The sequence below is a fragment of the Pararhizobium sp. LjRoot235 genome (genome assembly GCF_964254145.1).
Lineage (GTDB): Bacteria > Pseudomonadota > Alphaproteobacteria > Rhizobiales > Rhizobiaceae > Pararhizobium.
Window position 1 is genome coordinate 3,877,446 of record NZ_CAXUSP020000001.1, and the last position, 19,766, is coordinate 3,897,211.

11 protein-coding genes are annotated in these 19,766 nt (G+C 59.4%); all 11 read left to right on the top strand.

The window, feature by feature from the left end; all coding sequences use genetic code 11:
- Window positions 1–481 precede the first annotated feature (481 nt).
- The 11 genes from ACSQ2Z_RS19105 to ACSQ2Z_RS19155 all read left to right on the top strand — a co-directional run bounded on the left by ACSQ2Z_RS19105 (window position 482) and on the right by ACSQ2Z_RS19155 (window position 19,761).
- On the top strand, window positions 482–2,158 hold the full coding sequence (locus ACSQ2Z_RS19105; RefSeq protein ID WP_436082652.1) for a putative bifunctional diguanylate cyclase/phosphodiesterase: 1,677 nt from the start codon (window positions 482–484) through the stop codon (window positions 2,156–2,158).
- 167 nt (window positions 2,159–2,325) lie between these two features.
- On the top strand, window positions 2,326–2,844 hold the full coding sequence (locus tag ACSQ2Z_RS19110; protein ID WP_436082653.1) for a ubiquinone biosynthesis methyltransferase UbiE: 519 nt from the start codon (window positions 2,326–2,328) through the stop codon (window positions 2,842–2,844).
- Complete coding sequence (locus ACSQ2Z_RS19115) at window positions 2,841–4,019, top strand: methyltransferase domain-containing protein (protein ID WP_436082654.1); 1,179 nt, start codon at window positions 2,841–2,843, stop codon at window positions 4,017–4,019. Before ACSQ2Z_RS19110 ends, ACSQ2Z_RS19115 begins: the two co-directional genes overlap by 4 nt.
- Window positions 4,016–6,376, top strand: a complete 2,361-nt coding sequence (locus tag ACSQ2Z_RS19120) for a SpoIIE family protein phosphatase (protein ID WP_436082655.1) — start codon at window positions 4,016–4,018, stop codon at window positions 6,374–6,376. Before ACSQ2Z_RS19115 ends, ACSQ2Z_RS19120 begins: the two co-directional genes overlap by 4 nt.
- A 6-nt stretch (window positions 6,377–6,382) precedes the next feature.
- Window positions 6,383–6,943, top strand: a complete 561-nt coding sequence (locus ACSQ2Z_RS19125; RefSeq protein ID WP_436083127.1) for a slr1658 superfamily regulator — start codon at window positions 6,383–6,385, stop codon at window positions 6,941–6,943.
- A 15-nt stretch (window positions 6,944–6,958) separates the two neighbouring features.
- Window positions 6,959–7,306 (top strand): slr1659 superfamily regulator, encoded by a 348-nt coding sequence (locus tag ACSQ2Z_RS19130; protein WP_436082656.1) that lies wholly within the window; start codon window positions 6,959–6,961, stop codon window positions 7,304–7,306.
- Window positions 7,307–7,514: 208 nt separating this feature from the next.
- On the top strand, window positions 7,515–7,697 hold the full coding sequence (locus ACSQ2Z_RS19135; RefSeq protein WP_436082657.1) for a hypothetical protein: 183 nt from the start codon (window positions 7,515–7,517) through the stop codon (window positions 7,695–7,697).
- Between the two features lie 395 nt (window positions 7,698–8,092).
- Window positions 8,093–15,670 (top strand): type I polyketide synthase, encoded by a 7,578-nt coding sequence (locus ACSQ2Z_RS19140; RefSeq protein WP_436082658.1) that lies wholly within the window; start codon window positions 8,093–8,095, stop codon window positions 15,668–15,670.
- Window positions 15,667–17,082: an aminotransferase class I/II-fold pyridoxal phosphate-dependent enzyme gene (locus ACSQ2Z_RS19145; RefSeq protein ID WP_436082659.1), complete on the top strand. Its 1,416-nt coding sequence runs from the start codon at window positions 15,667–15,669 to the stop codon at window positions 17,080–17,082. Before ACSQ2Z_RS19140 ends, ACSQ2Z_RS19145 begins: the two co-directional genes overlap by 4 nt.
- Before the next feature lie 169 nt (window positions 17,083–17,251).
- Entirely contained in the window at window positions 17,252–18,052 is an 801-nt protein-coding gene (locus ACSQ2Z_RS19150; RefSeq protein ID WP_436082660.1) for an SDR family oxidoreductase, read from the top strand.
- Between the two features lie 128 nt (window positions 18,053–18,180).
- Window positions 18,181–19,761 carry an LTA synthase family protein gene (locus ACSQ2Z_RS19155; RefSeq protein WP_436083128.1) on the top strand — a complete coding sequence of 527 codons (1,581 nt, stop codon included), beginning with the start codon at window positions 18,181–18,183 and terminating at the stop codon, window positions 19,759–19,761.
- Window positions 19,762–19,766: the final 5 nt, after the last annotated feature.

The following is a 19,766-nucleotide window of genomic DNA, read 5'->3' on the forward strand; positions in this document are numbered from 1 at the left end:
TGGGCCGCATACCACGCCGCTTCCACGTCGGAAGAAACTGCCCGGCCGGCAACGGGATTGCCTCACACAGATTCCGCGGACAAGCCCTTCAAAGGAGCACGAAGAGTATGTGCCCCTGGCGCCATATGCCCCTGAGTTCCGGCTGAAGGGAGACGCCTATTTTCATTCGCAAGTATCTCAGCGCCCACCGCCGCCGATCATCTATGTTGACCAATGCTCAAAATTGCGTGTTTTGGTAGCAGATGTTAAAAACAATGCGCGGGAAACGCGGGCCCGAGTCGGCATCTCCCGAGGACCGCCTCTCTGACGACAGCGGGGCTACGTATCTCTTCGCGGTCGAGCGGCATTGACGAGGACACTTTCCGCGATAGTTCTGAATTAACTGGCAGGTTGGAACGACAGTAAGGCGCCTGAATGGATGCAATCGCAGATGGATTAGCGCAAGCACGACTCGGATGGCACGCAACAGAGGGGAGACGCAATGCAGGACGCTGATACGACGTTGTCTGCTTCATCGTCGGTCGAACGTTATTCCTTCACGCAATCGGACGAACTTGTCTCGCTCTACGACGAAAGCTTTCACCTCATCGACTGCTCGCCAAGGCACAGCAAGACATACGTTGTCGATTCTCTGGTCGATGCAACCTTGTGGCACGTCTATCCCGAGCTCCTGGCCCCAAAACCCAAATCCGCTGTTGAATTCGTGATCGCAAGCGGCGTGCCGCGGAGCGTTGAAATTGCCGATGCAACAACGAAAGATCGTCGCATCCTCCTCATCTTTCGCACGACTCGCGGCATCGGGGTCATCGAAACGGAAAGCAGCGCCACCCATCGTGAGACTTCCCATCAAAGTGACAACGACCGCGCGCTTCTTCTTCACCAGGCAACCCATGATGTTCTGACAGGATTGCCAAACCGGCGTCAATTCAGCGACCACTTACGGGGCGCCCTGCCTGTACCAATCGGGGCGAAGCTGGCCCTCATGCAAATAGATCTTGATGATTTCAAGCCGATCAATGACACGCTGGGCCACGGCGCTGGTGATGCCGTTCTGAAAATGGCGGCCGAACGAATAAGGGGCGTGCTTGGGGAGCACGCGTTTGCCTATCGGCTGGCAGGCGACGAATTTGCAGTCATCCAGTGGAAAATCGACCAGCCTGGCGAGGCAGAGCGGCTGGCAGATGCGCTCGTCAACGCCTTCCAGGAGCCGTTCACGGTCGAGGGCATCAATGTCTTCGTCGGAGCGAGCGTGGGGATTGCCTTCGCCCCTGGGGACGGAAACGAGATAGAGCACTTGATGAAGGCCGCCGACATTGCGCTCTACGCGGCAAAGACGGATGGCCGCGGTCGCGCAAGGACGTTCAGCCGCTCGATGCTCATCGTCCTGGAGCAGCGCGAAATGTTGCGCCGCAGCTTGCGGACCGCCCTTCAAGAGGGGCAGTTCTTCGTTGAGTACCAGCCTCTCGTGAGACCCCCATTTTCGATTGTCGGCTTTGAAACGCTCTTGCGATGGCGCCATCCCATCGTGGGCCTGATCCCGCCGAGCGTCTTCATTCCCATGGCCGAATCCGACGGCCTGATGAGCGAAATCGGGCAATGGGTGTTGGAGCAGGCGTGTCGAACGGCGACGACCTGGCCCGCCCATTGCACGGTCGCCGTCAATCTTTCTCCGGCGGAATTTTTGCGTGAAGGGTTGACGGATCGGGTCGCCCAGACACTCGATGCGGTCGGTCTGCGCGCCGATCGGCTCGAGCTCGAAATCACCGAATCCGTGCTGCTGGAGCGAACGATAAACAATCTAGATACGCTCAATACGTTGAATGTCCTCGGCGTTCAGATTTCGCTCGATGACTTTGGAACTTATTATTCTTCTTTGAGCTATCTCAAGAACTTCCCCTTCGACACGATCAAGATCGACAAGTATTTCATCAAGGATCTCGAGAACGACGAGAAAAGCCAGACGATCGTCCGATTTATAATCGCTCTCGCACATGGCTTGGGAATGCGCGTCACCGCCGAAGGGGTGGAGACGCGAGGTCAGATGACTTGGCTCCAGAAGGAGGGATGCGATCAGTTGCAGGGATATTTCTTGGGAATTCCGATGTCCTCAGGAGCGATAGGTGCGTTCCTCCGCCAGGCGTCATTGGTTTTCTTGTAGCAGGGCTTTTCGCGCTCTGTCGTACGCCTCGGTGGCGCGAGGTACGAGAGTTAAAACGGGCCCGTCGCAGCGTTCAGATGCGGACCGCGCGTTCGAGCGGGTGACAAATCGGTGCGGAGAGTCTAACGACGCCGTGACAGAATTCTGCTCGTGGAGAAGGTGGTGGTATGGATGTAGCCAGAAAAGAACCCACGGAAGCAGCCTTCGAGCCCTTGCTTCAGCTTGAGATGGAGATGGGAACGTTCCTTTCGGACTGGCTGCACTGCGATCAGCTGTCGACCTTCGTGGCCCGGATGATCAGTCACAACCGGGCGGATCCCGTTCGCCACTCGAACTTCTTCTCATCGGCGCTCAACGAGCTATTGGAGGTCTTGTTTCGCGGCGGCTCGCCCGACGGCCAGATCGGCTGTGCCATCTATCGGCATGGTCCGACGGAACGGGTGAAACTCACGTTCCCATGCCCTCCCCGCCACAGGCATTTTTTTAGCGAAGCTGTGTCGAACACACGCCGGGAGGACGCGCTCGCGCGCTATCTCGATTCCATTTTGACGGACTTGGTACCAAGCCGGGATGCCGCTCTTCTGGATCTCGCGATCAACTTCGATGCCCGGATTCACCTGGAAGACAGTGTTGCCTCGTCGATAACCCTCGTTGTGGACTTGCCTCTTGAAGGAATTGTGAGTTGAGCTCGGCACGCGTTTCCGCACCCTTCAAGGCAGAATTTGACGCCAACAGCCAAGAGTTTTCTCTGACCGGCGTCGTCCGTCCGCGTTCGATCGACGAGGTCGCAGTGAGCATATCGATACTCAAGGAGGCGATCGACGAGGTGCGAGGTGTTCTCTACATCAATGTGAAGCGCCTTGTTCAGATGAACAACACGGCTTTTCACGCTTTTGTGCGGGTGGTTCTCGACGCCTGCCAGGCGAGGCCGGATCTTCGCTTCGTGATCCTCACTTCGAGCGTCGTCGGCTGGACCACCCGGATGTTCGCGCATTTGCACAAGATCGAGCCGCAGATTACGGTCGAGGTCTACGATTCCACATTCTACCCTGGGCAGGACTTCGTGGAGAATACGAGCTTCATTCCGATACTGCGCACGCAAACCAAGATGACATGGCGTCACGAGCGTGCAATCCTTCCCCGTCACGGCATGCGCCCGGGAATCGCGATGGCGGACATCTGCTGCGGCATCGGCGATTTCGCCGTGCTTGTACAAAAGGAGTTTCAGCCGGCGCGGATTGTCGCGCTTGACCATTCGAAGGCAAGTCTTGCGTATGCGCGCGAGGTGGCAGCCGGTTTCGGCATCTCCGGTATCGAATATACCTATGGCGACGCAGCCGAAATGTTGCTCGAGGACAACCAGTTCGACTTCGTAAGCTGCCGCCATTCGCTGCAGATATTCAACCGGCCAGACGTGCTTCTGGCGGAACTTTACAGGATTTGCAAGCCTGGAGGGCGGGTGTACGTAACCAACGAGAAAAACTCGCATTGCCTCGGCGAACCCCGATCACAGACCATTCAGTGGACATATAGCGAGGTCGCGAAGCTGTTCAGCCATTTCGAGATGGACGTGGAACTGGGGCCCAAAAGCCGCCGGTATCTCGCCGACGCCGGCTTCGACGACATTGTCGTGGAGTCGTTCATGGTCACCAATCTCGACGGGGATCCGCAGGACTTCGCCGACGTTATCGCTGCCTGGGAAAATGTCTACGCCGGCGAAATGGCCGTCAAGCGTGGCGATTCTCCTGAATTCATCCAGCGCTTCCGCCAAGGCTTCCAGGACCATATCTTCGCTGCGCTCCATCCCAAAGGCTATGCCGGCTGGCCGATCTGGGTGGGATCTGGACGTAAACCTCTATGAACCCGCCGCTGCCCCACACGCCCCGTCTTGGTCTGCGCTCATTCCGCGCCAAGTTCGTCCTTGTCGTTGGAGGCGCCGTGCTGTTCGATCTGCTCGTCAGTGGCGGCCTTGCGCTCTGGAACGTCCAGAGGCTCTCCCGTGATGCCACGGCAGAGGTGGGACAGGGTTTGGAGCGGGCCAATCAGGACTACATCCGCTCCTACGCGGAAACGACAGCCGCCCGCGTCAATCTGCTACTGGATCAGGTCCATTCCGATGTCGGTACTTTGGCCGGCGTCCTGCAGGCGCAAATCGACCGGCCGGTGAGAGAGAGCCAGATTGGCGAGGCGATGGCCCGCAGCGCGCCCAACGCGGTGACAGTCACCTACGATGCGAAGGGGCGATGGGCCCAGAACCGGCCCGGACCTTTGTCCGTCGTCAGCGTCTGGGGCTATCTTCTCGATTCAAGTCACCGACCGCTTCCCAAAGTCCAGGCGGACATTGAAAACAGTGCGGTCCTGGACCTCGTTGCTCCGAGCCTGCTGGCAAACGGTCAGTCAAAGCTGCAGATGTATTATATCGGTCCGAGGGAGCGGCCAATCTTCAGGACGGCACCCTATACGGATCAAGCTCAGACTTTCGACAAGCTCTATCCGGGTCATAACGAGGCAGACTTCTGGACATTCTTCTTCCCGGGTCTTTACGAGTCGTGGCAAGAGTGGGTCCAGGATCCGGGCCTACGTCCGGTAAACGACGACATTACCCAAACTGCGCCATACACAGACGCGATCACCGGCAAGCTCATCGTCAGTTTCTTTCAGCCGCTGTTGTCTCGTGATCGCAAGAACATGGCAGGTGCCGCCGGAGCGGATATCACGCTCGATCAGTTGGCCGAAATCGTCGAGAACGTCAAAGTGGCCGATCACGGCTTCGGCTTCCTGACGATGTCAGATGGCAATGTTGTCGCCATCAACCCGGTCGGAGAGAAGGTGATTGGCCTTCGGGCATCGAGCGCTGCCAACAGCCAAGGCGTGACAGGTCTCAACCGTTCTTTGCGCAACAGCGCACAGCCGCAGATCGCACAATTGCCACTGGATCAGAACGGGTTGCTGCAACATATAATGCTTGACGAAAACGGCGAGAAAGTACCCTATCTCGTCGTCTTGAAGCAGTTGCAGCCGACAAACCTGTGGGTATCCGGTCCCGTTCGGAGCGAAACCATGTCGCTTGGCATCGTCGTCCCCGAGCGCGAGATCTATGCCGCTTTGTTTGCCGCACAGGCGAAAATTTCAGAGGCTACGAACAGGATCCTGATCTATCAGATCCTGGCGCTGCTCGTATCTCTGCTTTTCGTGATTGGGGCTGTGTTCGCCATATCCAAGCGTATAACCGGCGGCATCAGTGCCCTTGCCGGTGCAGCCAAGCGCATCCAGGCCAAGGATTATTCCGTCAGGGTCGATATCCCGACCCGCGATGAGGTCGGCGAGGCCGGCGCCGCATTCAATCGCATGGCCGAGCAGATCAGTTTTCATACTGAGAATTTGGAACAGCTGGTAGAGGATCGCACGCAGGAGATAGAAGAGGCGAACCTGCAGATCTCGGAATTGAACACGCAGTTGCGCAGCGAGAATTTGCGCCTCGGCGCAGAACTGGCGGTCGCCCGCCGGATCCAGATGATGGTTCTGCCCAAGATTGGCGAACTCGAGGAAATCACGGATATGGAGATTGCCGCCTACATGCGGCCCGCCGACGAAGTCGGCGGCGACTATTATGATGTGTTGAGAGACGGACACCGGCTGAAAATCGGGATCGGCGATGTCACGGGGCATGGCCTGGAGAGCGGCGTGTTGATGCTGATGGTTCAATCGGTTGCACGCGCTCTGCAGGAAGCGGGCGACATGGACCCGTCGCAATTCCTCAATTCCGTCAACCGCGCCATCTACAAGAATCTCGTCAGAACCAGCACCAACAAGCATCTTTCCCTAGCATTCCTTGATTACGAGGGAGACCGCCTGACGCTTTCGGGCCAGCACGAGGAACTGATCGTGGTTCGCAATTTCGGCGAGGTGGAGCGGATCGACACCCTTGATCTCGGTTTACCCATTGGCTTGGAACCAGATATCTCGGCGTTCGTGGCGACACGGGAAATCTCGTTCAGCCACGGTGATATGGTCATTCTCCACACCGACGGGGTCACGGAGGCGGAGAACGGGGACGGGGAGCTTTTTGGCATAGAGAGGCTTTGCGAGAGCGCGCGTCTGCTATACGGGCGAAGCGCTGAAGACGTCAAATTGGGGATCATCAAGGATCTCATGGCGCATATCGGCACGCAGAAGATCCACGACGATATCACTCTCGTAGTCATGAGACACAGGTGAATGATGATGACGACCTTGTATGGACTGGCAGACCTGACAATCGGGGCAGGCGAAAACGTCGCCCGACTTCGCCTGTTCGAAGGGCCGCTGGATCTCAGCTTCAAGCACTGCGCCATCACTTCGGATTTTGTCGCGGAGTTCGTCGCCTTGCGCTACCGCGCGTCCCGCAGCCTTCACCGAGAGGTGCGCCACAACGTTGGCTACCTGACCAACGAGCTCATAGAAAATGCCGTAAAATTCCGCAGGGGTGGTGAAATTCTCGTGGAAGCCTCGATCGAGGCCAACACCTTTCGGACAAAGGTTTCCAATTTCATCGACAGAGCAACGGCGCAGCGATTCCAGCATTTGCTTTCAGAAATCACAACCGGGGATCCCGGCGAGCTCCTCATAGAGCGGATCGAAGCGAATGCGACGAGCGCGAGCATGAGTGACTCAGGGCTTGGACTTCTCACACTGATGAGCGACTATGGTGCTCACTTTGCCTGGGTTTTTGGTTCCAGGGAACACGATAGCAAAATCCCGCTGGAAACTTATGCGTCCATCGCGGTCCCCGACATCTCGAACTGATAGGCAGACAAGAATATGGAAATCAAGGAAGAAGAGTATCGCGTTTGGTCAGAAGACAAGGAAGTCTACTTCGATGGGACCATGCGCCTGCCGGGTGCGGAGGCTTATGCCCCGATTTTCGCCCTTGTCATGAGCGTTCTTGAGGCCGAGCCCGAGCGCGTCATCATAGACCTGACGGGACTGCAGTTTCTCAATTCGTCCGGGATCAACCTGCTTGCCAAGCTCACCATCGAAGCGCGCAACAGGCCCAATGTCCATCTGACGGTGCGCGGAACCTCAGAGTTTCCATGGCAATCAAAGTCACTTCCAAACCTGAAGAAGCTGCACCCCGCGATCGAGCTCTTGATGTGTTCGCCGTCTTAGGATTGCGCGGACGTTCCGGTTTGCGATCCTGAGACAAGCCGCATTCAGATTGACCAGACGTTCCGGCGTTCTTGACATCTTCCTCAAACAAGAACATAACATGAACATCCAATGCGACATGTGCCGTGGTGACTGACGTGCCCGCTAGGGCTTCTCCGTCCCGGTTCAACGTGATCGTAGATCGTGCGGCAAACTTTTGAGGTCAGCGATGCGCCATATCGATGAAATTACTGAACGGACTCAGGCTGTGCTCGCCCAATCGCGGGCCTTCAGGGAGCGTTCGCGGGCGATGCGGGAAGAGCATAAGGCTCTGATCGAGCGCGCTGCGATCAAGTCCGGCCAGCTTCATTTCGTATTTTCATCCCCAGATTCAGATAGCGCCAAACACTGATCCTGGTGGTGGCGATGCCGAGCCTCAGGGCGCCGATTTTAAAATAGAAAAAACGTCGCGATACCGCCGGCCGATCTTTCCTGCGCGCTCCGTTGCCTTCCACTTCGCCCCACTTCCGCTATCCGGCTGCAGCCGATGCGTCCGCCACGCCGGCGGCAACCCAGCTTCTCCACAACGGTTACGGTGTGTTTCCATAAGTGTTTTGGGGCACATGTATGTTCGCATAACAGGGTTGAAAGCTGGAGAACATGGGTTAAAAGGACACTAATATAGGCGGCTTCCCAGTGAAGAGGGGGTCGCTCCTGCCGGAGCGGGAATGAGGTTCCGATTGCTTTTTCGCGTGATAGGTGCAATCAGCAGGATAACCCACAGCAGTTTAGAGCGTTCGATACAATATGACAGTTGAAATCATAGGGCGTGCATGTCTCGCCCCGGGAGCCAATTCGCCGCAGGCGCTGTTTGGAATTTTGCGCCAGGGCAAGTGCACCGTTACGCGCATACCTTCGGACCGCTGGGACCTTGCTCGCTTCTGGCATCCGGTTATTGGCAACCCGGGCAAGACCTATTCTTTTGCGGCCGGTGTGCTTGACAGCATCTATGATTTCGATCCGGCCGTCTTCGGCATGTCGCAGCGCGAGGCCATGTATATGGATCCGCAGCAGCGCGTCCTGTTGCAACTCGCCTGGCGCGCTCTCGAGGACGCCAATATCGCGATTACGTCGCTGCATGGCGAGAATGTCGGCGTCTATGTAGGTGCCTCCAGCCTCGACCATGCGAACCTGACCGTCGAGGATCCGGCCGCAGCCGGGCCTTATTTCATGACCGGAAACACGCTTTCGATCGTTTCCAATCGCATTTCCCATATCTTTGGTCTCAGCGGCCCGAGCATGACGGTCGATACCGCCTGCTCCTCGTCGCTGGTCGCGCTCGACCAGGCGATGCGGGCGCTGAATGCCGGTGAAATCGACACCGCGATTGTTGGCGGCGTCAATATACTGGCGCACCCGCTTCCGTTCGTCGGCTTTGCCCAGGCGCGCATGCTGTCGCCTGCGGGCCTGTGCCGCGCCTATGACAATGACGGCGCCGGTTATGTGCGTGCGGAAGGCGGCGTCGTCTTCGTTTTGCGCCGCTCGGACAGGACTCGCCACGAAAAGGACCGCAGCTACGCCAAGATCGTCGCCACCGGCGTGAATTCTGCCGGCCGCACCAACGGCATTTCGCTGCCATCCCGCGAAGCCCAGGCCAACCTGCTGCGCTCGATCTACGAGGGCAACAATATCGATGTCAATCAGGTTGCCTTCGTCGAAGGCCACGGCACCGGCACCAAGGTTGGCGATCCCTCCGAAGTCTGGTCGATCGGCACCGTGATCGGCGCCAATCGCCGTGCGCCGGTTCCGATCGGCTCGATAAAGTCAAATATCGGCCATACCGAACCCGCCTCCGGCCTGTTCGGCATGCTCAAGGCCATCATGGCGCTTGAAAACAACTATCTGCCCGCGTCGCTGCATTTTGAGACGCCAAACGACAATATCGACTTCGATGGGCTGAACGTTCGCGTCACGGCGAACCCGATCGAACTGCTCCGCGGCAAGCGCGCCCGTCTCGCCGGCATCAATTCCTTCGGCTTCGGCGGGGCCAATGCCCATGTCGTCATCAGCGATCCGGATCCGGTTCAGGACGAGCGCAACGGCAACAACGCCACCGGCCACGTGTTCATGGCGAGCGCCCATACCGTCAACAGCCTCGAAGAACTGCTGAAGTCGTACAAAGCGACCTTCGCCAAAGCTTCGCAGGAGGAAGTTCGCTCCATTGTCGCTGCGTCCGGTTCCAACCGCACCCAGATGCGCTACCGTTTTGCCGCGCGCAGCGATCATCCGGAAGACATTGTCCGCGCCATTGCCAGTCATCTCGAAAAGCCTGCATCCGGCATCGGCGAAACCGGCGAAGCTGTGACAAAGGATGCGAAGGTTGCCTTCGTTTTCTCAGGCAACGGTTCGCAATGGGCAGGCATGGGTGTCGAGGCATTCCGCGAGAACCTGCACTTCCGCCAGTGTTTCACCTCCGTCAGCGCATTGTTCAAGTTCCACTCGGATATCGTGCTGATCGACCTGCTCACCGATCCGGATCTGGATAGGAAGCTCGCCGACACCAAGGTTGCCCAGCCGCTGCTGTTTGCCGTCCAGGCAGCGCTGTCGGACTCGCTGGTCGCCATGGGCATCAAGCCGACGGCTGTTTTCGGCCATTCGGTCGGCGAAATCGCCGCGGCCTATGCGGCCGGCGCCCTTTCGCTCGTCGATGCGGTTGCGATCGTTGCCAAGCGTTCGCTGCACCAGGACCTGCTTGCCGGTCAGGGAACGATGGCCGCGGCAATGCTCAGCGAAGAGGCTGCAAACGCCTTTGCCAAGGCGCGCGGCCTCGAGCAGGTTTGTGTTGCTGCAGTCAATGCCCATAACTCGGTGACGATCTCCGGTCCGGCGCACGAAGTCTCCGCCTTCCGTGACGCGGCGCGCAAAGCCAAGATTCCGGTCCAGATTCTCGACATCAACTATCCGTTCCACCACCCGATCATTGATCAGGCAAAGAAGGCGTTCCTCTCCGATATTCCGGATATCGCGCCGCGCAAATCGGAACTCGCCTATCTCTCCACCGTCACCGGCGACCGGCTGGATGGCACGCAGCTTGACCCCGATTACTGGTGGAAAAACGTTCGCGAGCCGGTCCGTTTCCAGGCGGCAACGGAAGCTGCCATCGAACTCGGCTGCAGCCTGTTCATCGAAATCTCGCCCCGCCCGATCCTGTCGTCCTATCTGAAGGAAACGGTGAAGCAGGCCGCCATTCCCGGCATGGTCGTGCCGACCCTGCTGCGCGATGCCGGCGAAAAGGGCCAGGATCCGATCTCGCGGGCCATGGCGCGTGCCATCGCTCACGGGGCCGCATTCGATGAGGCACGCCTGTTCGGCAAGCGCAACGCCTTCGTCCGCCTGCCGAACCTGCCGTTCGAGCAGACCGAACTGCGTCCGGCAACAACCAGCGATGCAACCGACCTGTTCGGCCGCGGCTCCAGGACCCCTTATACGCTGGCGGGCTGGCGCGCCGATCTGAACAGCGGCAGCTGGAAGAATCATGTCGATGCGCATCTGTTTCCGGATCTCGCGGAACACGTCGTCGATGGCAAGGCCATCCTGCCGGGCAGCGGCTTCATCGAAATCGCCGTTTCCGCCGCGCAACAGTATTACGGCACGCCGGACGTCGACATCACCAATCTGGAAATCGTGCGGCCGCTCGAGCTTGCCGACAACCGGATGATGGAACTGTCGACCATCCTCTCGCCGGAGACCGGGGACATCGAAATCCGCTCGCGCGAGCGGCTGTCGGAGGACGATTGGGCCGTGCACGCCGTGGCGCGCAGCCGCAAGCCCATTCCCACGGATGAGCCCGCCTCCGGAAACCGGTTCGCCGGCCTTGAGAAAACGGCAACCGTAACGCCTGCGAAGGCCTATGAAACCGCACGCCAGTTCGGCCTCGACTACGGTTCGCGGTTCCAATTGATGGCGCGCGCCGTCTGCTATGGCGATCGGCTCATCGATGTCGAATTGAAGGATCCGGAGGAAGCAGGGCACCCCTTCGTTTCCTACAGCCTCAACCCGATCTCCGTCGATGCGACGTTCCATGGGCTGGTTGCGCTTTTCGACCGCTTCACCGGCGACGCCGGCGGCGCGCCCTATATCCCGGTGCGTTTCGGGTCGGTGCGCGTGACTAATTCGGGCATGACCGTCAAGCGGGCGCTGGTCGAGATCGAACGCATCAGCGCCAATTCGATCAAGGCCAAGTTCCGTTTCTTCGGCAAGGGCGGCGAAATCATCGCCGCTTTCGACGACTGCCGTTTCCGCCGGACTTATCTTCGCCAGCACAAGACGCTGGACATGTTGTCCTTCCATTACGAGGCAGTCCCCGCAGATCGCGCCGCGCCGCTGGCGACAACTCCGCGCATCGCCCTGTCTCTTCCGTTAATCGCCGCCTCCGAAAGTGCCGGCATCGACAACACGACCCTGCTTTTCAACGCGGCGATCTATCGTGCCTGCCACGAAATCGCGCTCAAGCTCGGCAAGAGAAGCGGCCAGGTCGACACACGGTCTCTGCCCGGCGATTTCGCCTTCCGGTGCTTCCTGGCCAACTGTCTCTATGTTCTGGAAGACGCCGGCCTATGCGAACACAAGGGCGGCAACTGGAAGATTGCGCCTGAATTCTCGCTGCCTCCGGTCGGCGACATCCTGAAGGAACTTTACAGCGAACGCTCGGAACGCGCCGTCGAAGCCGTTTTGATCAACAATGCCTATGCCGAGGCATTGGACCGCATCGACAGCCTGTTTGCCTCCGAAATATCGGGCAACGAGGCCGATGTCGCAGCCAAGCCGCAAGGTTTCATCAGCGACGCGACGCTCGACCATCAGACGGTTCATTCCGAGTCGACGCGTCAAAGAATGAATCTGGTTCTGTCCGCAGTCGAAAAGGCGCTCGCAAACAGCAAGGGTGATCTGCGGATCGTCGAGGCCGGTACCGTATCTGCCGGCTTCACGCGCGGTCTTGCCACGCTGGCTGGCAAATACAACGCCTTGCTGTTTGTCGTCGAACCGCGCGAAAACGCGCAGCGAAACCTCGAGATCGCATTCGAGGAAGACGCTCATGTGCGTGTCCTGAAGAAGGAAGCCTTCGCGACACTTCCGGCTTTCGACCTCGTCGTCAGCGCCTCCGATACGATTTTTACTTTGATCGATGAAGACGTCGCGATCCGCAACGCGATGCGTGCCTGCCTCCAGGAAACCGGCGCCCTCGTCGCGGCGACCAACGCACCGACAGTCTTCAGCGACTTTGCTTTCGGATTGATCGAAGGCTGGTTCGCCCGCACCCAGGCGGTGGAATTCCCGATCGGCAAGCTTCCCACCGTAACGCAATGGCAGAAATGCCTGAGCGATCTCGGTCTGCGCAGCATCTCTGTCGAAGACCATGAATTGTCGCATGGCAATATCACTGTGGTCGAAGCACAGGGCGGCCAGTTTACAGATGCCGCGCTGGCGGCGGAGGAAGAATCGGTTGCCAACCCCGTACTTGTCCTCCACGAAGTCAGTGTTGCAGCCCTTCATAGCATCCTGCCCTCAGGGAAGGATGCAATCCAGGCGCCTCTCGTCCCGGTTCAGTTGACCGGCGACCTCGATGCCGACAAGGATAAAATCGCAGAAGCGATCGAAGGGCTCAACGAAAAGCCGGTGCGTGCTGTCTACCTGTCGTCGGCGACCGCCGGTGACCGGACCCAGGATTCCGCCGTGCTGCAAAACCGGGTGCTGTCGCTGAGCGCCTTTGCCGAGGCGCTGCGTCAGTATTATTCCAATGCCGAGCCTGCCGCCAGACATCGTCCGCGTCTGATCATCGCGGCTCCCGGTGGTTCGCCGATAGTGGCGGCTTCGCGTGGCAAGGATGAACCGGGTTCGAGCATCAACAGCGGCCTGTGGGCATTCGCCCGCGTGCTGCAGAACGAATATGATTTCCTCGATATCCATTCACTCGACTTCACCGGCGCCAAGGCAGGCACCGGCAATCAGCTTGTCGCAGCAATCGCGATGCTGGCAGACGAGGGCACCAACCGCGAATGGCTGCTCGACGGAACGACCGGAATTCTTTCGGAAATCCGCGCTGTTCCCGGCCCGGTCGATCGGAGCTTGCGCAGGACAAGTACCTTCAAGGCGGCAACCATCCGCCAGCGCGTCAGCTCGCAGGTCGGCAGCATCGCCTGGGAAGAATGCGACATCCCGCAAGCAGGCCCCAACGATGTCGTCGTTGAAGTTGCCGCCACCGGCTTGAATTTCCGTGACGTCATGTGGGCCATGGGACTTCTGCCGGAAGAGGCGCTCGAAGACGGTTTTGCCGGCGCAACCATCGGCATGGAACTGTCGGGCCACGTCGTGGCTATCGGCAGCGGCGTCACGGACCTCTCGGTCGGCGACGCGGTGATGGCGATCGCGCCTGCGGCCTTCTCCACCCATGCCGTCGTTTCGCGGTCCGGGGTTGCAAAGCTGCCGGAAACCGTCAGCCCGGTGGCCGCCGCAACCGTGCCGGTCGCGTTCCTCACTGCCTATTACGCGATGATGGAACTTGGCCGCATCCGCGCCGGAGAGACCATCCTCATCCACGGCGCTGCAGGCGGCGTTGGTCTGGCTGCATTGCAGGTGGCAAAGCTTGCCGGCGCCAAGGTTATCGCAACGGCTGGAACGCGCGAGAAGCGCCGGTTCCTGAAAATGCTCGGCGCCGATCACGTCTTCGATTCCCGCTCGCTCGCCTTTGTCAACGACATCCGCGGCGTAACCGCCGGCGCGGGTGTGGACCTCGTCCTGAACTCGCTGTTCTCCGAAGCGATGGAGCAGAGCCTGTCGCTGGTAAAACCGTTCGGCCGGTTCCTCGAACTCGGAAAGCGCGACTACTACGCCGACAGCAAGATCGGGCTCAGACCGTTCCGCCGCAACATCAGCTATTTTGGCATCGACGCCGACCAATTGCTGGTCAACGCGCCGGATCTGACGAAGCGCATCTTCACCGAGATCGGCGCACTGTTCGAAGAGGGCAAGCTCGTGCCCCTGCCCTACCGCGCCTTCGGTTTTGACGAAATTGGCAACGCCTTCCGTCTGATGCAGAATGCCGGCCATATCGGCAAGATCGTGGTCTTGCCACCTGTTGCCGGACGCGATGAAGTTGCCAAACGGCCGGCCCGCCGACTTTCGGTCGACAGCCACGGTGTCCATCTGGTCGTCGGAGGTATAGGCGGTTTCGGTCTTGCTGCGGCAAACTGGTTGGTGGAAAAGGGCGCACGCAACATTGCGCTTGCGACCCGCCGTGGCGTTGCGGATATTGAAACCCTGGAGGCGATCAAGCGCTGGGAAGACAAGGGCGTTTCGGCGACTGTTCATGCCTGCGACGTCACCGACGACGCAGCCGCAGACGCGTTGCTCAGGACGCTACGGCAGGTCGGCCCGCTGAAAACGGTCGTCCATGCGGCCATGGTGCTGGATGACGCGCTGATCAACAATCTCAGCCGAGAACGCAACCGCCCGGTCATCGACGTGAAGGCCAAGGGCGCCGCGGTTCTCGACAAGCTGACGCGCTCGGACCCGCTTGAACATTTCATCCTGTTCTCGTCGGCAACGACGCTGGTCGGCAATCCCGGTCAGGCCAACTACGTGGCCGCCAACGGCTATCTCGAAGGCCTTGCGCGCGCACGCCGTCTTGAAGGTTTGCCGGGCCTGGCGATCGGCTTCGGTGCGATCGCCGACAAGGGCTATCTGGCCCAGAACACCGACGTCAACGATCTCCTGTCCAAGCGTATCGGCAAGACGGCTTTGAAGGCGCAGGCCGCACTTGACCAGGTCGAGAGCTACATCCGCTCCGATCCGGGCACGGTCGACGCGGCGGTGGCAATCATCTCGGAACTCGATTGGGCGGCGGCGCGCAACCTGCCGGTTGTCCGCAATACCCTGTTCGAGGTCATCCTGCGAACCGCAGACCAGCATTCGGCCGGCACCGACGGCCAGACGATGGATCTTGTCGCGATGATCGAAGGTAAATCGCCGCAGGAAGCCGAAGACATCCTTTATGATCTGGTGGCGGGCGAAATCGCTGCTATCCTTCGCGTCTCCAAGGATACGATCTCGCGCGCCAAGGTTCTCAAGGAAATAGGACTCGACAGTCTGATGGCCGTGGAACTCGGGATCAGCTTCCAGCAGAATACCGGCTTCGACATGCCGCTGAGCGGTGTTGCCGATAATACCACCGTCGGCGACGTCGCACGCAAGCTCTATGAGAAGGTCAGCAAGCGCGATCACGGCAGCGACGACGACAACGCGCCGGCAGACAACAAGATCGTCAAAGATCTCGCCCAACGTCACACCGGCACCGACACTGGCACGGAGAAGGCAGCGAGCCAATGAGCAAGAACGAGGAACGCCACAGCGTTTCGAAGATGAACAGCAGCCTGAAGGAAAATCTGCTGGACCGGATGCGCAACACGCATCAGACTTCGGAAAAAAGCCGCATGGCTCGCTCCGAGCGCGACGTTCCTCCGCCGGTCAGGCGCAAGCAAATCAAATTCGAGGATTTGCCGGAATACAAGCAGGTCCTCACCCAGAAGGCGGCGAGCGAACAGCTCGGTATCGACAATCCCTTCTACCGGGCGCATCAGACGGCAGCTGGCGCGACGACGGTGATCGACGGTCGCAAGCTGATCAACTTCGCCTCATATGATTATCTCGGGCTCAACCGGCATCCGCACGTGCTTTCACAGGCGCGCGAAACGATCAATTCCTTCGGCATCTCCGCCTCGGCCAGCCGGCTGGTGGCGGGCGAGCGCCCGGCCCATGCCGAACTGGAGGAGCGCATCGCTGCCTTCTACGGTGTTGAGGCATCCGTCTGCTTCGTCAGCGGCTACCTCACCAATGTCGCGGCGATCAGTTGCTTGATGGGCCCGAAGGACCTCGTGGTCCATGACGAATTCATCCACAACAGCGCGCTGGCCGGAATCAAGCTGTCTGGCGCCACGCGGCGCCTGTTCAAACACAATGACGCCAGTGACCTTGAGCATGTGCTGCGCACCGTTGCCGGTGACTATCGCCACATCCTGGTGATTGTCGAAGGCGTCTATTCGATGGACGGCGACGTCGCCAACCTGCCGGCGATCATGAAGCTGAAGGCGGAATACGGTTTCTGGCTGATGGTCGACGAAGCCCATTCGCTCGGCATTCTCGGGCGCCGCGGGCGCGGCACGTTCGAACATTTCGGCATCGACCCGCGCGAAGTCGATATCTGGATGGGCACGCTCTCCAAGACGACGTCAAGCTGTGGCGGCTATATCGCTGGAAGTGCGGCGCTTGCTGCCGTTCTCAAGGCGAGCGCCGGCGGTTTCGTCTACAGCGTCGGGCTTGCTCCGGTCCTGACGGCGTCCGCGATCGCCAGCCTCGACATTCTGGAAGCTGAGCCGGAACGTGCAGCCGCATTGAAACGCAATGGTGCGCTGTTCCTCAAGCTCGCCCAGGAAGCGGGTCTCGACACGGGGTTGAGCGCCGGCTTCTCGGTGGTTCCGGTGCTGGTCGGCGATTCGCTGCGCGCCGTGCAGCTGTCCAACGATCTCCTTGCCGCCGGTGTCAATGCGCTGCCGATCATTCACCCAGCCGTGCCGGAAGGCATGGCGCGCCTGCGGTTCTTCATCACCAGCGAGCATACCGAGGAACAGATCCGCCAGACGGTAGCGCTGACAGCAGAGAAGCTGAAGGACCTCACCGAGCGGAATTTCGGTCTCGCGTCGATCGATATCCAGCAGATGATGAAGATGCTCGCCTCCCGCTAGAGCCGGATGATTTTAGGTCGAATCGACCTAAAATCTGAATCCGCTCTAGAATCAAAGAAGTAGAGCATGATGTCGTCCGAAAGCCGCTTACTCTTTTCGGCATCATGCTCTAAACTTGGCGGCTCTGAACAAGCACGCGAATGCCGATGAACCGGGCCGGTCTTAAAGCATGACTCATGTGATCATTACAGGCGGCTCAAGCGGCATCGGTCTGGCACTCGCCCGGTTCTACGCTTCCAGGGGTGCGCGAATATCCCTTCTCGCAAGAACGCTGCCTCTCCTTGAGGCGGCTCACGCCGTACTCGCCAAGAGCGGCAATGCTGACGCAATCCACGTCGAAAGCGCCGATGTCGCCGATGAAGGCCAGATAGGGGCCGCAATCGCCCGGTGCGAGGAAGCCTTCGGCCCCTGCGATATCCTGATCACCTGCGCCGGGATCGTCCAACCGGGCCTGTTCGAGGCGGTCTCGCCGGATGCATTCAATCGCCAGCTCCAGACCAATCTGTTCGGCAGCATCCATGCGGTGCGCTCGGTCTATGCCGGCATGAAGCAGCGCCGTGCCGGCAGGATCATGCTGGTTTCCTCCGGCGCCGGCCTGATCGGCATCTACGGCTATACCGCCTATTCCGCATCGAAATTCGCCCTGCATGGCTTTGCCGAGGCTCTTCGCTCGGAGGCCAGACCGCATGGCGTGAAAATCTCCGTCTGTTTCCCGCCGGATACGGAAACGCCGCAGTTCATCCGCGAATTGGAGCACCGTCCACTTGAAGCGGCCGTGATCATGGGGCGCGTCGCTCCGTGGACGTCCGATGCCGTGGCAGGCCGCATCGCTCGCGCGATCGACAGAGGCCGTTTCGAGGTGTTCTTCGGCTGGACGCTCTGGGCTCTCGGCCGCTTCGGCTCGACGGCGAAGCCGTTCCTCAACTGGTGGTTCGACCGTGCCATCCTGCGTATCGGCCGCAGCCGGTGAACAAGGACAAGTCTGCTTGTGTCCACCGGAAATAGCATTTAAGTGTCGCTCTGTCGCGGCGGTACAGGAAAGGCCGGCGGCGGATTGTAGATCGCAAAGGTATCCGTTTGGCGTTGACGTCGTTCCATATGCATGACTATCCGCTGACGCTGACTGTTTTCTGCTACGCCTTGTCCTGCGCTGTCATCCTGTTTACCGACAGATTTGCGCTGCCCAAACGCCAGCGCAAGAAGAACCGGCCGCCCTATAGCCGCCGGCGCGCGGCCATGGATATCCTCGCGCGGCTTGCGATCATAGCCCTGGTCTTTGCAGGGTTTTTTGCGATTTCCTGGCGCCCGCTTTATGCCGGCGCAGGCGCTATGAGCTTCTTCGTCATCTTCACCGGCATATCGCGCGCGAAATTCAAATTCATCCGCGAGCCCCTGGTGTTTTCCGACATCGCATTGGTCGCCGACGTCTTCAAATACAAGTCGATCTTCTACGCGAACTCGCTGAACATCGTGTTCTGGACAGTCGCCTTCCTCTATGTGTTCGGCGTCTCTGGTCTTTATATGTATTTCGAACCGAGCCTGCTGCCGTCAGACAGCAAGCTCTTCTGGGTCATCGTCATGATCCTCGCGGCTGATCTGCCGTGGATCCTCTTGTTCTACGGTCCGGTCAACAGGCCGGTCGCGGACTCTGTCCAGCATCTGGTCGGCAAGCCGAACGTCAAGGTCAGCACCGTCCGCTTTGGCACCTTCGCTTCGGTGGTGTTTCATTTCATCATCTGGCTCGGCCGCCGTCGCGAAAAGATCATTGCCGACCTTTCCGAGCGCTTCTTTGCGGCCGTCCACGACCTGATCGGCCATGACGCTGACAACAAGGCGCCACTCATCATCGTCTGGCAGTCGGAATCCTTCATCGACATGCGGCATTGCGGCGTCGACCACGTCAAGCTGCCGACGATCGACCGCCTGCAGAAGCTCGCTGTGCAATGGGGCCGCCTCGCGACCGTCTTCGAAGGGGGTTATACGCTACGAACGGAGTTCGCCGTACTCAGCGGGCTCGTTCCGGATGATCTCCACATCGATGCCAGCTACCCGTATTTGCGGGCGAGCCACTATACGAATATCGTCTGGCCGACGAAACTGAAGAACGCCGGGTGGGGCACGCATTTCATGCATCCCTACGACAGGACATTCTTCCTGCGCCACAAGGCCATGCCGCAGCTTGGCTTCGAGAAGATGACCATGCTCGATGAATTCGATCATGATCCGACGCGGGACGGCCCCTATGTCTCAGATGGGGCGCTGGCACGCAAGGTCATCAAGGATGTCGAAAAACAGGGAGACGCCAAGGGCAGTTTCCTCTTCGTTGCATCGATGGCCAACCACGGGCCGTGGGAGCCCAACCGCGTCGAGGGGAAGACCGATCCCGTCGAGATATATCTTGAAATCCTGCAGCAATCGGACAAGGCACTTGGCGAGTTGGTGGATCATTTGAACAAACTCGACCGGCCCGTGTGGCTCGTGTTTTACGGTGATCATGCGCCACTGCTCAAATCTTTTGCCGATCCTTTCCCCGATCCCCGCACGGACTATTTCATCGTGCCCCTGGCTGCGGCCCGGAAGCCGCATCACAGCCCGACCCACCCCCGCAACGAGGCGCCCTGGAAACTCCTGGAAGCGATGCTCCGACATGCCAAGTTGCACAAAGACGAGTTGCACTAGTGCCG

What these genes read in the sequence shown, in the direction of transcription:
- ACSQ2Z_RS19155 (WP_436083128.1), top strand. Translation starts at nt 18,181, where the DNA reads ATGCATGACTATCCGCTGACGCTGACTGTTTTCTGCTACGCCTTGTCC.
- ACSQ2Z_RS19120 (WP_436082655.1), top strand. Translation starts at nt 4,016, where the DNA reads ATGAACCCGCCGCTGCCCCACACGCCCCGTCTTGGTCTGCGCTCATTC.
- ACSQ2Z_RS19145 (WP_436082659.1), top strand. Translation starts at nt 15,667, where the DNA reads ATGAGCAAGAACGAGGAACGCCACAGCGTTTCGAAGATGAACAGCAGC.
- ACSQ2Z_RS19105 (WP_436082652.1), top strand. Translation starts at nt 482, where the DNA reads ATGCAGGACGCTGATACGACGTTGTCTGCTTCATCGTCGGTCGAACGT.
- ACSQ2Z_RS19150 (WP_436082660.1), top strand. Translation starts at nt 17,252, where the DNA reads ATGACTCATGTGATCATTACAGGCGGCTCAAGCGGCATCGGTCTGGCA.
- ACSQ2Z_RS19125 (WP_436083127.1), top strand. Translation starts at nt 6,383, where the DNA reads ATGACGACCTTGTATGGACTGGCAGACCTGACAATCGGGGCAGGCGAA.
- ACSQ2Z_RS19140 (WP_436082658.1), top strand. Translation starts at nt 8,093, where the DNA reads ATGACAGTTGAAATCATAGGGCGTGCATGTCTCGCCCCGGGAGCCAAT.
- ACSQ2Z_RS19135 (WP_436082657.1), top strand. Translation starts at nt 7,515, where the DNA reads ATGCGCCATATCGATGAAATTACTGAACGGACTCAGGCTGTGCTCGCC.
- ACSQ2Z_RS19130 (WP_436082656.1), top strand. Translation starts at nt 6,959, where the DNA reads ATGGAAATCAAGGAAGAAGAGTATCGCGTTTGGTCAGAAGACAAGGAA.
- ACSQ2Z_RS19110 (WP_436082653.1), top strand. Translation starts at nt 2,326, where the DNA reads ATGGATGTAGCCAGAAAAGAACCCACGGAAGCAGCCTTCGAGCCCTTG.